General features: G+C 59.3%; 9 protein-coding genes and 2 pseudogenes. 3 read left to right on the top strand and 8 right to left on the bottom strand.

The annotated features are described in order from the left end of the window. Window positions 1-24: 24 nt before the first annotated feature. A pseudogene (locus tag NLM33_RS36105) lies at window positions 25-573 on the bottom strand (IS630 family transposase); the annotation flags it as partial. On the opposite strand from NLM33_RS36105, the gene NLM33_RS36100 reads away from it, so the two are divergent. Both NLM33_RS36100 and NLM33_RS36095 read left to right on the top strand, forming a co-directional pair. Then, on the top strand, window positions 572-871 hold the full coding sequence (locus NLM33_RS36100; RefSeq protein WP_371930026.1) for a LexA family protein: 300 nt from the start codon (window positions 572-574) through the stop codon (window positions 869-871). The pseudogene NLM33_RS36105 and the gene NLM33_RS36100 sit on opposite strands and share 2 nt — an antisense overlap. A 1,340-nt stretch (window positions 872-2,211) precedes the next feature. Continuing rightward, window positions 2,212-2,577 carry a hypothetical protein gene (locus tag NLM33_RS36095; protein WP_254103239.1) on the top strand — a complete coding sequence of 122 codons (366 nt, stop codon included), beginning with the start codon at window positions 2,212-2,214 and terminating at the stop codon, window positions 2,575-2,577. Window positions 2,578-2,580: 3 nt separating this feature from the next. Here NLM33_RS36095 and NLM33_RS36090 read toward each other — a convergent pair whose 3' ends face one another. Next, the gene (locus NLM33_RS36090; RefSeq protein ID WP_254103238.1) at window positions 2,581-3,435 is read right to left on the bottom strand and encodes a type IV toxin-antitoxin system AbiEi family antitoxin domain-containing protein; all 855 of its coding nucleotides are present in this window, start codon (window positions 3,433-3,435) and stop codon (window positions 2,581-2,583) included. 229 nt (window positions 3,436-3,664) lie between these two features. Then, a pseudogene (locus NLM33_RS49830) lies at window positions 3,665-3,943 on the bottom strand (P-loop NTPase fold protein); the annotation flags it as partial. 324 nt (window positions 3,944-4,267) lie between these two features. On the opposite strand from NLM33_RS49830, the gene NLM33_RS36085 reads away from it, so the two are divergent. After that, window positions 4,268-5,950, top strand: a complete 1,683-nt coding sequence (locus NLM33_RS36085) for a glycosyl hydrolase family 18 protein (protein ID WP_254103237.1) — start codon at window positions 4,268-4,270, stop codon at window positions 5,948-5,950. A gap of 680 nt (window positions 5,951-6,630) precedes the next feature. On the opposite strand, the gene NLM33_RS36080 is transcribed toward NLM33_RS36085, so the two are convergent. The 5 genes from NLM33_RS36080 to NLM33_RS36060 all read right to left on the bottom strand — a co-directional run bounded on the left by NLM33_RS36080 (window position 6,631) and on the right by NLM33_RS36060 (window position 14,123). Further along, window positions 6,631-7,140, bottom strand: a complete 510-nt coding sequence (locus NLM33_RS36080; RefSeq protein ID WP_254103235.1) for a hypothetical protein — start codon at window positions 7,138-7,140, stop codon at window positions 6,631-6,633. 842 nt (window positions 7,141-7,982) lie between these two features. Next, on the bottom strand, window positions 7,983-9,356 hold the full coding sequence (locus NLM33_RS36075; protein WP_254103234.1) for a pitrilysin family protein: 1,374 nt from the start codon (window positions 9,354-9,356) through the stop codon (window positions 7,983-7,985). Beyond that, on the bottom strand, window positions 9,353-10,645 hold the full coding sequence (locus NLM33_RS36070; protein ID WP_254103233.1) for a pitrilysin family protein: 1,293 nt from the start codon (window positions 10,643-10,645) through the stop codon (window positions 9,353-9,355). The genes NLM33_RS36075 and NLM33_RS36070 overlap by 4 nt, the downstream gene beginning before the upstream one ends. An 816-nt stretch (window positions 10,646-11,461) precedes the next feature. Continuing rightward, the gene (locus NLM33_RS36065) at window positions 11,462-12,805 is read right to left on the bottom strand and encodes an IS1380 family transposase (RefSeq protein ID WP_254094818.1); all 1,344 of its coding nucleotides are present in this window, start codon (window positions 12,803-12,805) and stop codon (window positions 11,462-11,464) included. A 508-nt stretch (window positions 12,806-13,313) separates the two neighbouring features. Beyond that, window positions 13,314-14,123 (bottom strand): IS5 family transposase, encoded by an 810-nt coding sequence (locus tag NLM33_RS36060; RefSeq protein WP_254103231.1) that lies wholly within the window; start codon window positions 14,121-14,123, stop codon window positions 13,314-13,316. Window positions 14,124-14,126: the final 3 nt, after the last annotated feature.

Below are 14,126 nucleotides of genomic sequence, written 5' to 3'. Positions count from 1 at the left end.
TTGACACACTCAATCCCCATGTGAGCAAACCACCGGCCTGCCCGGATCGGGTGCCTCGGCATAGAGATCGAGCACGTCCTCCATTCGGGCGACGAACTCACCATCGACCTGCGGAATGCACCACATGTCCTTGCGCCAGGGTTTGAGATCATTCTCCGCCAGACGTCGCCGGACCGTCTCGCGCGACAGGCTTTTGTGCTCGGTGAGCTTGACGAGTGCACCCGCCAGCAGATCGAGCGTCCAGCGGGTACGCCCCCTTGGAGGGGCCGCACAGGCGGTCGCCACCAGCAGAGCTTCTTCCTTGCCCGTGAGCTTGCGTTCCGCCCCGGGCCGCAGCTCCTCGCTCAGCGCCCGTTCCAGATTGCCTTCAACGAAGCGGCGCTTGGTCCGGTACACGGTCGAGCCGCCCACGCCGACGCTCCTGGCGATCTCCTCGTCACCGGCCCCGGCATCGGCAGCCAGCAAAATCTGGGCGCGCTTGAGCTTGCGGGCCGCATGCTTGCCGCCGGTGAGCAGCGCCTTGAGTTCGCCGCGCTCGACTTGGCTGAGTTCGATCCGATAGCGTACATTCATGGCTGCCTCCCTGAGAGGCACGCACGAACAACTGAATCGGATGGCCGGCGTGAGTCCTTCGGCAAAAACCTTCACGCCCAAGCAGGGTCAATACCTCGCCTTCATCCACCTCTATACGAGACTGCATCGAAGGCCTCCGGCAGAAGCCGACATGCAGGAATATTTCCGCGTCAGCCCGCCTTCGGTTCACCAAATGGTACGATCGCTCGAGACAGCAGGCCTTATCAAAAGGTTGCCAAGGACGGCTCGCAGTATCGAACTCCTCGTCGATCCCAAAACTCTGCCGGAGTTAATCTGACCGCCCGAACCCAACCAGTCAAAATCACTGTGAAGAGCCACTAGACTAGGCACCAAGGGTGGCTCAGCGGGACTGCCCGGCGGTATAATCGCGCTTTGCGTAACTTGGCGAATTCTCTCGGGCCAGGTCAAACGATTACTGCACTCGATCACGATTCGCTGGTCGATCACGCCCACAGGGTATCACCGGGTGCCTACCACCTGAGAGCCGCCTTGCAAGCGCTTCGTAAGTATCGTGGCTCAAACACATTAGCTGATCGCGGGCCTCCACATCACGGTTCCACGGCAGAAGGCGGACATATCATCGATGATGCAGCTCGTTCCAACCAGCGAACAGCGACTACGCCGCCTATCGGCCTGGATATGACGCGTGAGTCCGGCAACAGTAACCTCGGGGACGGTGCTTCGGGCGCGGTCGGCTCCTGGCAGATGGGAGAACAGGCAGCCCTTTCGCCGTTGCAAGATGTCGATCCGGAGGAGCTCTGGCAGGAAGCGGACCAAGCTGGCCAGCTGCCCGCCGACAGTTGGGACCTCGCGAACTTTTGGGAAGGCATGCCGTCTTCCTTAAGCCTGTCGCAACAATCATCCGCTCCGGCAGCCGCCCTACCGGCTTGGCCGCCGCCGCGTGATTTCGGACATCTCCTTCCCCTGCAATTCGATCCCTCGCAATTCAATCTCGGCCGCCAACCGGCCCCCGGCGTCCTGATCGGAGCACTGGACAGAGCAGGGCTCCTACCGAGGCCGTTGCAGTTGCCGACGAATTTGTCTCTTTACACTCGGCCCTACACGGCATCGTTCGATAGCCGAGCGTGGGAGCCGGCCGTAAACAATCCGCTAGGCAGACAAGTTATTATTCAGCCGGTCCACGATCCTGGCGGATCCTCGGCCGGTGGAGCATCCCGTCAGCCGCTCGCGGATATCGGGCCTCTCATTCCCGGGGGATGGGAGCACCGCGAAAGGTCGCTTCCGCGTTATCTCGAAGATGAGCTGAAAGCCGTGGGCCTCTGGCCGAGCACGGGACAGCCGACGCATTTTTATATCCACGGCGTACCTTACAGGGCCGGGTTGCAAGAAACGATCGAGGGCCCACGCGTTCGTTGAACTGGTCCCAGTTGTCTGAACAAAAATTCCGCGTCGATAAGTGGAGCCTCTGCTGGGGTTAGGCCGCCGCGCGGAGCGGCGGAAGGTTGAAGTAGGCTTGATCCGGGGTCATGTCGTCAAGACTCGAATGTGGACGTCGGTCGTTGTACAACAAGGCTTGAGAACGCCCACGGGACCGTATGCCGTGAGGTTCTGTACCGGCTTCACCCTTGGGCAGGCCGCGAGGTTTTCGTCCATGCCGTGATCGACAAGGCGGACCGCGTTGTTTTCCGCTGCACGCTGGATGGATCGGTGACGCAGCGTTTTCTGGAGATCCCATCCTGGATGTTCGACCGCGCGGCATGTGCTCGCGGTTGCAGCCCGACGGCAGAGCCCTTTGTCAGCCTGGAAGCGCTCAACGCGTTGTCGTCGCTTCTCGATTCAGTGGTCAAGAGCGCGGCATCATCATTGAATGAACCGCTTTCCGGTGCATGCGGAGTCTCTCACGACCAGAATCGGGGAGAGGCTCATGGCAAGCAGGACGGCGATATCGGCGAACCCGGTTCGGCGCAACCGGCGGTTCGGCATGGGAGGGCGCGCAGTAACAGCGCGACCTGCTTCTTGTAAATGTCAGCGAACGCCATCAAGCTCCCCCGGTACCGTTATCTGATAGGTCGGATCGAGAACCCCACCTTTGACGAGCATGCGTTTACCGTGTCCCAGATCGACGGTTTCCTTGTTGAGCCGTTTGAGCCAGGCATGGTTGTGACGATCGGCGAAATAGAAGAAGAGACGCTTGACCTTCACGCTGGCGCAATCTTTCAGGAGCTTTTGCAAGCGAACGGGGCGAAGATTGGCAAGGCCACCGAGCAGTGCATCGACCTGTTCAAAGGTCTCGTTGTTGGGCAATTCGTCGAGCAGTTCGAAAGCGGCGCGCTCGGGCGTAGACAGGGTCAGAGGCCAGTCCCATTGTCCCCAATTCAGTTGAGTGACGTCGCCTCCCCGGAAGGCCGTGACGTCCAGCATCTTTCCGGTTTCGACATTCCAGCGGACGCTGCCTATGCCCTTCGCGACGGGATCGTTTTTGAACAGCCGCTGATCGTTGTGGTAGATGAATTTGACCGTCAGCGGCAGCTTGTCCACCCACGATGGTGGCGCTTTCGGTCCGTAGAGATGAACGCGGCTCGTCGCTTGCGAAAGGTAATGGGCGTATCCCTGCAATTCGAGCGCCGTCCGTCCACCCACCACGAGCGGTGAATAATTCAGGATGCCTTGCAGGGATATCACCACCTGCTGCCAGCTCAGCTCATAGCGTGGCCGCCGAAAGACCCCGCGAGCTGGCTGTTCGAGCCAGCCACGTTGCACATAGAGATGCTGGAGCTGAGTTGAGTAGCCGTGTCGCTTGAGCCAAGCGGAATCCACTACCAGCCCCTCCGGAAGAAGCTTATCGAGCTGGTTTAAGAGTTGACCCCTTTGTCTATCCATGATTGATATAATAGCACATTATCAAACTTCGGTCTAGTTCGAAAAACAAACCAAAAATCAAGCATAACTTGATATATCGAATGATTATTAAACCTAGACCGCCAGCGCCCCGGATTTTGTCTTGCAGCCCCCATTACCCTGGCCAATTCAGGGATCGGTTTCATCGACAAATCTCACCTCCGCGGTGTTCCGGCACTCTATTGAGCCGCCCGAGAGAGATTCCAGCTTCTTAGCGTATCGACGAAACTCGGGTGCTCGTCGGCGAGCAAAAAACGGATTGTTCAGCGTCGCCGAGCGCCACTACGATTTCGCGGAAGAACGCACGCGTAATTGCGTCGTCAGTTCCCCATTGCCAGGGATTGAAAGTTACGACTTGCATATTGGCCTCACCCGGAGGTGTAAGCGCCTCGACAACGAGGTTCCTGATTGAGGTCTTTCCTGAACCCCACTCCCCGCGCAATGCGACGACCAGGCTTTCGCTGCCGCGATGACGATACAGAACGCGCGCGAGTGCCCGTGCGGAATCCCCCTGCCGACGCGATCCGCACTGGTGATCGGAGCGTCAGCAGAGAAAGCGCCCTCCCGAAGCGGATGTAGCTCCGTGCCCCGCCAGTTTCTCCTAACCGTCTTGAGGCCTTCGAATAGCCGCATCATTTCCAAAGAGAATCCATTTCAGGGGGAGACATTCTTGCGAACTGCAGGGACAAGTGCTTGGTCAATTCTGTTCCACCCATCGCGACCACTATGAGCGCCACCGCGAGCCTTTAGAGCGAGGATTCTCCTCGCCAACGGTTGCGGCGCCCCTGAGCACTTCTTCGCCGGATCTGAACAAATGCAGAAGCTCGCCATTAACGACAGGCTTCAACGCTCGGCAGCAGGACAGCCGTCGATCTTGTCAAAAGGAAAAACAATGATGAACGGCAGCAGAACATTGCGGCAGGCTCTGTTGTCGATCACGCTTACATCTTGCCTTGCAGGCAATGGGCTCGCGGCGCCCACAATTTCGGCATATTACCTGACGGGCCCCGGAGCAGAAAAAGGCACGCCGGACTACTACGCGAGTTTGGAAAATCTCAAGGAGCTCAGCGAGAAGATCGAGCACGATCAGACGAATTTCAACAGCCTCGTGCTGTCGTTCGTGCAGCCCAGTTTGACCAAATACACATCGAACGATCTGACCTGCACGGGACTTTTTGGTTATACCTGTAGCCGTGACAAAGGCACAACCAAGACTGTTTCTACGGAGAACAGAGATCCGAAAGCCGATTTCGAGACTCTGAAAAGGATCGTCGCCGATCTAAGAGCCCACGGCGTGGAAACCTCCATAGCAGTCGGCGGATGGAATTTCAGTTGTTATCCCAAGATCTACGATGCGACGGCAGGAAAGAGCAATTCATGCGGCCCCGAGGATGAAGTGTATGATACCTTTCCGAACCCTTCGACTGAAATACCTCGTCCTCAATTTGAAAGCGGCATCATAGGAAGCGACGCGGACAGCGCATACAAGAACATCGTTGCGCTCGCAAATGATCTTGGGGTTACGGGCATCGATGTCGATTATGAAGAGTTCTGGCACGCCGACATCAATGCCAAGTCTTGGACGTTGACTCCCGACAAGATCACACCACCCGCACCGACCAATGATGCGATGAAAGCGGAGATGCTAGACGACAAGGCCTTGATGAAACTTGGCATCGGAGCTGACGTATTTGGCGACGCCATGAAACTCGATCCTGACAGCGACAAGCTTCCACGCGCTATGCCGTGGACGGTCGAGAAGTTCGCTGCGATTCTGAAGTCGCTGGACAACGCGATCACAAGCATCAATCGATCCTTGAAGCTCAGCGTTGCAGCCCCTGCCAACGGTGGGATCCCGAATATGTCGGCCAATTGGGACACTGTCGCTCCGAACTCGGGCATTTATGGAGGTGTATGGCGGGGCGGCAATCTTTATGGCCTGATCTACAACACCGCCCTGCTCCACAAGGCGGAGATCGACAAGTTAAGCCAGGTCGGCATTATGTCCTACGATCTTGGTGAACTGGACTGTGAGCGCACCCGTCCCGGGACTCACATTCCATGCGATCTCGTAGGACAAGCAAACTATTACTATGCGCAGTCCGCGGTTTGGCTCAAAAATGGCAACGGACTGCCGGCAGACTCGAAGTTTGCAGACTTGAACGCAAAAGTCTCAGGATCGAGAACAGGCGCTCGAGCCTCAATTCAGCCCCGCAAGCTCCTGATCACGCCACCGATTACGGTCGGCTTTGAAGTGGGACAACCAGCAAGCGGGAATCTGCCACTTACCAGAGATGATCTGACGAAGATTATAGATGAGACAATCAAGCATTCTCGGTCAGGGATCATCATGTGGGATCTATACAAAAACGTCCGCTTCGATCGAGATCAATGGAAACCGAACTGGGCTAGTCCGAAGGACGTACTAAAGGAGGCTTGCAGAAAAATGGGGCTTTCCGGACAATATTATAACTGCGAAGCCAACATCCCACGCTAGAGGAAGTCCTGTTACTCAAGATCACATCCTGCTGCCTTTAGAGGTTGCGGGTTCTGCCGGCGTAAATTTGTCGAAAGCGAAGCCGATAGCCTTCTATAGGGCCGCTATTGCCTGCTCGGCCGTGGCTTACCAGATTGCCTGGAGCTTTGACTGCCGGATGCACATGAGTTTTGCCAAGGAGCCCCCTAGAATCCCACGAAACTCCCACGTGTGAACAAGAATCGGGGAGCATACGTTGAGCTCTCTGCGACCGGCGCTGGCGAATGCGCGCTGGTTGCAAAGAGATAACTGCGAATTCGCTCCGAGCGGCCACCGATTGTGCAGGGTTAAGGATAAAGCGTGCTTGGATCGTCACTCGAATTGACTGGATCTCGACCCGCGATATGCATAGACGAGAAACTCGCGGGAGTGGCTCCAAAGCCCGATGCCATGGAAAGCGCTGTTGTTTCACCTTGATCATCAACTCATCGTATGAGCCGCTCTCAAGTGCTTCAGGCAGCGGATTTGTTGCGAAGAACTATCTGTTCGCCCCTTTGGCATTCACTAACAAGTTGCTTTGGATCGGCAGAACATCAACTACCTGCTTGCGATTCGCTATCGTCGTCGAGCAAGGCGTCCCGCCATTCATACCGTAGCCGGGACTTCGGAAATGACGTGACGTGTGCTGCCGCGGCGCGGCGTCATTTCGGTTGAGCAGCCTCAGGCCAATCTGTGAACTCCATCTCGAACCGACGAGCACCGGCGGGCATGGTCGTAAATTTGACAGTCTTTCCGGAGAGAGCTGCCAACGAGCCGGATGCGAACTTGAACGCCGTCTTACCCGAAGCTGCGATGCCAGCGGTCCTGTTGTTCTCCATGACTGAGGAGCCGATCCCCTCCAAGAGCTGGCCAACTGCAAATCCTTCGAGCGCGCGGTGAACGTCGAGAGAAGCCAGGTACTTCCCTTTCTCACCGTCCCACTCGCTGACCGATATTCCCGTAATTCCCGCGTCCTTCAACAGCCCATCCGCGACGCGACAGGTGTATTGAAGGCTGACAATGATGTGCCCATTCCGATCGCCTACCGGCTCTCGATCCGTCCCGTCTATGGTGCAATCATAGCGTCGGGTAGAGTCCGCAAGTGCAACCGCGTTCAGCCCGAGCAAACCGAAAACGGAACATAGTACAACAGTGAGAAGGGCTTTTTTCATTTGCGTATGCTTCGCGGATATGCCTCCGGAATAGAGTACAACTTGACGCTACGACCGATTCAAGCGCATTTGACGCGTTGGCGCTCCTCACTCCGGCAACGGACCATTCAGGGCTGATCCGACCGATAGGCACGCAAGTGCCAGCTGCCATGCAAAGTTTGATGCTGCTGGTGGCAGCACCAGGAATCCTTCGACCACGGGATGAATGACTGAAACCTGCTGACGGTGCGAGAGAGGCGGCACTCGCGTCCAATCAGACAACTATATCCGACTCAACAACCCGGAATTTATCGGCAAAGAACGCGCATGATGCGTAACGGAGACAAAAAGGCGAACGAGGCCTCGCTTCCGCCGAAGGAGCAAGACAACTTGAGCGATTGAAACACCGACAATGTCAAAACAACGGATTTGCCCATAGTCGTTTGCGCAAAGTATCGAAAAACGATACTTTGCGCAGATATCTGCGGAAAATCGCCTATGTCCGCCGGACTACCCTGAAGCGACCGATGCTAGCGGGCGTCGTGCGCAAGGACCTTGTTGAGGGCAGCGACTGTCTGCAACTGCTCCTCTCCCGGCCGGGCGAGCGGGTGAACAGCCTAGTCAAGCAAGGCCGCGAGAGCATCGGAACGCACCGAGTTCGCCGAACGGATATACCGACAATCTGGGTCGAATACCCATTAGGAGAATTCAAGCGGGTCGCGCATCGCCGTCTCTTAAGAGGTTAGCAGCGAAGCGCAGCGCATCAAACAACGCGTGTAAGAGGAGATGTTTTTGATTCTCTTCGTGCACAGTCATGGAGGCGGCGAGTTCGATTTATGGAGCGCTACTAGCCATAAGGCAGTTCAGTTCGAGTTCGTCGCGGGTGCGGCAAGCGGCTGCGCCGCGGCTTGCGGGGCGCGGCCGACCGCTACGGTCAACAAGCCCTGCCTCCAGAGCCGCTTTGCGGCCTGCCTGGCGTCGTCCAGCGTCACGGCATCGACGATGGCATTGTGCTTCTCGATATAATCGATCGGCAGCTTGTCCTGCTGATATTGCAGCAGCGCCTGCGCGAGCTTGGAGGAGGTGTCGAGCGCCAGCATCTGCGAGCCCTTGAGATAGGATTTCGCCTCGTCGAGCTCCTTCTGCGTCGGTCCTTCCTCGGCGAGGCGGCGCACCTCCTTCTCGATGGCGTCAATGGTGTCGCCGGCGCGGTCGGCGCGCGTGCCGGTGTTGCCGATGAAGACGGCCGAGTGCTCCATCCAGAGCAGCGATTCATACAGCGAATAGGCGAGCCCGCGCTTCTCGCGTACCTCGCGATAGAGCCGGGAGGACAGCCCGGCGCCGCCCAGGATGTGGTTGACGACGTAGGCGGCCATGAAGTGCGGATCGCTGCGCTTCACGCCGGGCCCTCCGAAGATGATGACGGTCTGCGGCACATCGAGCGGGACGAAGGCGCGCTGCGGCGGCTTGGCCGCCTCGACGTCGGCAATCAGCGTCAGCTTTGCCTTGGGCGGCAGGCCGCCGAAGGTCTGGTCGAGCAGCTTGGCGAGCGTATCCGGATCGACGTCGCCGACGACCGCGACCTTCAAGGTATCCTTCGCAAGCACCCGGCCGACATAGTCCTTCATCTCGGCGACCATGATGGTCGGCACGCTTTCCAGCGTGCCGCTGGTCTGCCGACCGTAGGGATGATCGCCGAAGGCGATCTCCAGGAACTTGCGGCCGGCAAGCGCCGTCGGATTGGTGGTGCGGCGCCGCAGGCCGGAGATCACCTCGGAACGGATACGCTCGACATCGGCGGTGTCGAAATGCGGTGAGGTCAGCGCCATCCGCAACAGGTCGAAAGCCTCGTCCTTGTTGTCGCGGAGCATGCGCAGGCTGCCGCGGAACGTGTCGCGGCCGGCGCTGAAGGAGAGCTCGATGGCCCGGCGATCGAGCCGCTCATGGAAGGTCTTGGAATCGAGATCGCCGGAACCTTCGTCGAGAAGATCGCCGACGAGGTTGGCGACGCCCGGCTTTTCCTTGGGATCCTGCGACGCACCACCGGCAAAGGAATACTCCATCGCGATCAGCGGCACGGTCGCATCCTGCACGAACCAGGCTTCGATGCCGTCCGGCGAGACCAAATGCTCAATCTTGGCAGCGGCGAACGACGGCGCGGTCGCCGCGAGCGAGACGACGAGTCCGCCTGCAAGGGAGAGCGCAGTGCGTCGAGTGCAAAGGAAGGACTGGTTCACGAACGCTTCTCCTCGCGCTTGGAGGTGGTGGTGTCCTTGATCAGATAGCCGGTGACCGAGCGCTTCTTCTCGAGCCACTTTTGCGCGGCGGCGCGCACCTGGTCGGCAGTCACGGCGCGGATGCGATCGGGCCAACTGCGGATGTCCTCGATGGACAGGCCCGTCGTCAACGCGCCACCGTACCATTGCGCCAGCACCGCCTGACTGTCCTGGGCGTAGATCGCTCTCGCGATGAGCCAGCTCTTGATCCGTTCGAGATCCTCGGCACGGATGGGGTTCTGCACGATGTCGGCGATCACGTTGTCGATGACCTGCTCGACCTCCGCGAAGCTGACGCCCTGCTTGGGCGAGGCCGCGATCGAGAACTGGCTCGGGTCGAGCGAGATGCTCGAATAGCTGGCGCTGGCGGAGACCGCGAGCGGTTTGTCGACGACGAGCGCGCGGTAGAGATAGGAGTTGCTGCCGCCCCCCATCAAATGCGCGAGCACCTCGAGTGCCTCGCTCTCGCCGGGCGCCGCGGTCGCGGCTGAGGGCACGAGATAAATGCGCTGCACGCTCGGCTGCTCGACGCGCGGATCGGACAGCGTGACGGTGCGCGGGCCGGCGGGCTCCGGCTCCTGGGGACGGATGCGTTGTGCGGGAATCGCGGGCCGGGCCGGGATCCAGCCGAAATTGTACTCGGCCAGCAGGCGCACGTCGGCGGCTGCGACGTCGCCAGCGATCACCAGGATCGCATTGTTCGGTGCATAAAAGCGGCGGTAGAAGGCGAGCGCGTCCTCGCGATCCAACTTTTCGATTTCTCGTCGCCAACCGATGATCGGCCGTCCATAGGGGTGATTGAGGTAGAGCGCTCCCTCCATCTGCTCGTACAGCCGCGCCTCGGGACTGTTGGCAACCCGCATGTTGTGCTCTTCGAGCACGACGTCGCGCTCGGCTAGCACGTTCTCGTCCTTCAGAACCAGGCCAGTCATCCGGTCGGCCTCGAGGTCCATCATGGTCGACAGTTGTTCGCGCGGGACGCGCTGAAAATAGGCCGTGAAATCAGTGGACGTGAAGGCGTTTTGGTTTCCACCGACGCGATGCACGATCTGCGATAGCTCACCGAGCGCGTGCTCCTCCGTGCCTTTGAACATGAGATGTTCGAGAAAATGGGCGAGGCCGGATTTGCCCGGCGCCTCATCTGCGGAGCCTACTTTGTACCAGATCATCTGCGTCACCACCGGTGTGCGATGGTCCGGGATCACGACCACTTGCAGGCCGTTACCAAGCGCAAAGCTGGTGAGTCGCATGGCGCTCGCAAGACTCTCGTCTGATACGCCGGCTATTACGAAGGCGCACGTCAGGACCCGCGCCAGAAGGCAAACGACCGATCGCGATGAGGTCGTCGGAAATCTTGACAGCAGCCATGATAGATTTTTCGAAACGAAAGCCCGATCGCGCCGTCGAAGGGGCGCGGCATTGTTTTCAAAACGGTTCGTCAACCGCTGGATCGGCCTGGCTTTTTGCAAGCGCCATCGCGATTGGTTCTGTATCAGGAATGTGGTCATGATCGAAGTCATCTGTCGGATGCTCCATGCTTTTGGTTAATCGACAGATCCCCTTGCTTCAGGGGATATCGTCGGCCAGGCGCGTCGCCGACGAACCCAAAGCATTAGTCGTGCCAAAGGAGAAACTGTTTGAACTGCAACGTGATCGCCCTAAGCAGCCTGTCAGCATCTTCACACATCGTCATACATCGGACACGGTGCGCGCGTTGGAACAGGTGCGGCTATCGAGAGACTCCGTCTTGCGAATCACAGTTGCACCCGCCCAGCGCGCTGCTGGCCTGCCCACTTTCTGGAATGAGATGACCAAGTGCATGGGTGGCCGCGATCAGCGCCAGTTCGAGAACTTGTGCAAGGTCCCCGCGGGATGCCGCTGATCGGTTTGTGGTCAGTTCGGCGGTCTAGCCCGATCTATTCACGAGAGCACGGTCGTTCTTGACGTCTGACGGGGGCTGGCGGCTGGCGTGGGTGACCGTCCGGCGTTTTGTCACCGGGTTCTACATCAAGCTGTTTTGTACGCGCTGGAGGAATGGGCGGGTGAGCGGGCGCAGGCCCGGTCGGTTACGGACCGAGCGGGAGCAGCGCGCCGGGCAAGCTGCGGAAGAGGTCGGCTTCGGGGCATGCCGCGGCGAACGCAAGGCGAATGCGGCTCGCGGTTTCGATGACCCGGGCTGCGATTTTCAAGAGACGAAGACGCAGCGTCGCGAACTCGGCAGTGGCCAATTCCCGGACTTTGGGAATGGCGCCGCGCACGGTAAGCATCAACCAATAAGCGGCGGTGTGGAGAACGAGACGGACCTGGTTGGCGAGCGCCGAACGGCAACTGGTGCGATCGGAGGCGAGCTGCGTCTTATGCAGCTTGATCAGATTTTCGGCTTGGCCGCGCGCGCAATACAGGCTGTCGTAGATCCACTCGGCCGAGCCGACATCGAGGCTGGTGACGACGAAGCGGATGTCGAGGCCGAGCATCGTCGCCTCAATACGGGCGACAGTGCGCCGTTCGTGATCCCAGGACTTTGCCTTGTGGCGCGTCTCGGTATAGCCGCGCAGAACAGGCAGGTTCTCGATGGCGCGTCGCGTGCGAACGTCGTCGGCGACCTCGTCGACTTTTCTGGCGAGAGGCTTGGTACCGGACAGACCGAAGATGTAGTCGATGCCGTTGTTCTCGCACCACGTCATGGCCTCCGGCCGAGCATAGTGCCCGTCGCCACGGAACGTAATTCGCGTCTTGTGCCACCGCGTCCGGATATGCCGTATCAGGCGGCGCAGATGGGCACGCACCTCGACGCCGCCCGGCGTCTTGCCGGGCCGCAGCACGACCGCCACGGGCCGGCTCTTCTCCGTGTCGTAGACGTGGATCGGCAGGAAGCAGCGTTCGTCATAATGAGCGTTGAACAGCGAGAGCTGCTGATGGCCGTGGACGACATCGCAGGTATCATCGATGTCGAGCGTGACGGATGCCGGCTCGCGCGGGTAGCTATCCATCCATGCGTCGACCAAAGTGTAGGTCAGTCGGATCACGTCGCGCAGGCGCGGAGCATTCTCCAGGCGCGACAGCGTCGGTTGGGAACACAGATCGCGACCGCTGTCCGGCAGCCGTCCGCAGGCCAGCTTGAATGCGGGATCGGACCGCAGATGATCGAGGTCGTCGGCGTCCTCGTAGCCGCAGCAGATCGCGAACATGCGCGCGCGGAACATATCGACAAGGCTGTGCACGACCCGCGTCGGATCGCGCCGATCCGGGAACACCCGGGCCAAATTGTCGGCCAAACCGAGACGCCGCTCGGCCATCGCCAGAAGCATCACGCCCCCATTCGAGGTTAGGCGTCCACCATCGAAGGCAGCTGTGACTTTCTTGGCGTGAACGGCTGGAAACGAGAAGGGCAGAATCGTATCATCGGTCATGGCGGGCGTGGCGTTCGCGGTTGAGGTGATGGGGTTGGCTTCGCAACCGAATCCTACGCCGCATCAGCGCTTTACACCACGCTCGCCAGCCTCTCAGGCGCCCTCTCGCGAATAAGACGGGCTAGGCTGCAGATAGCTGCAATCGACGTTTCACAACGCTTAAGCTTGCGCGAGCGAAGAAATTGGCGGCTGTGGCGCGAGGGCAGAACGATCTTGAGACCAGGAGCTTGCAATAGAGAAATCGACGCGCGATTCGCCGTTGCCGCATCTGACCGTGATCGAACGCCATTTTATCAAAGGCCAATCACGCATTTAGGATGTAGGGAGCGTAATGGCAGATCTGTCGGCAAAAGCACATCATTCTAGCCGCCGGCAGCGCCTGGCCTCCCGTCATAACGATGCAAGCCTTTGAGCTTTGACGGCTCAAAAGCTTGCAGTTTGCAGCCTCCGGCCGACTCGAGGCACGGAACCTAAGCTTTCGCCTTTGATGGTCGTCCTCTAGAGGCTGTTATGAACCAGCAGCGAGTTTAGCGACGTTTTTGAGCATGATGCATGCGAAGGCGATGAGGTGAAGGTCGGCGAGGGTCTGAGCACATCGCTCGTAGTCTTTGACAAGTCTTCGGAAGCGTGTGGCCCACGCGAAGGATCGTTCGACGACCCATCGCCTTGGGAGCAGCACGAAGCCTCGTTTGGCCTCCGACAGCTTGATGACCTCGAGGGCAATCCCGTGTTCTGCAGCCGCCGTTGCAGGCTTGTCGCCTGTGTAGCCTTGGTCAACGAAGGCGACTTCAACGCTCTGGCCAGTCTCTGCCTGAATCGCCTTGGCGATCCGGCCAATCTCGGCGCGATCGTCGCTGTTGGCGGGCGTGACATGTAGCGCCAGAAGATGGCCGAGCGTATCGACGGCCAGATGTAGCTTCGACCCTTTCTTGCGTTTGGCTCCGTCGTAGGCGCCGCGGGCGCCACTCTCGGGTGTCGAGCGCAGAGTTCGACTGTCGATGATGGCGGCGGTCGGCTGCGCAGGTCGTCCAGCCGCAAGGCGCAGGATGACGCGCAGATCCTCGGCCAGGGCCTCAAAACAACCCGCGCGCAACCACCGCTGCGCCTGTTGATAAACGATCTCCCACGGTGGCAAATCGTTCGGCATCCAGCGCCAGGGCGCGCCGGTCTTCACGATGTAGCGCAGGCCGTTGAAAACCTCGCGAAGCGCGTGCGTCCGCTGCGAGGAGTCCTCAGGCAAAAGTGTCAGATAGGGCGCAACAAGCGCCCACTCATCATCGGAAACGTCAGAAGGATAAGGCTCGCGGGGAATCGACATCCC

Source organism: Bradyrhizobium sp. CCGUVB1N3, from assembly GCF_024199925.1.
Lineage (GTDB): Bacteria > Pseudomonadota > Alphaproteobacteria > Rhizobiales > Xanthobacteraceae > Bradyrhizobium.
This window is presented reverse-complemented; position numbering and strand designations above follow the sequence as displayed.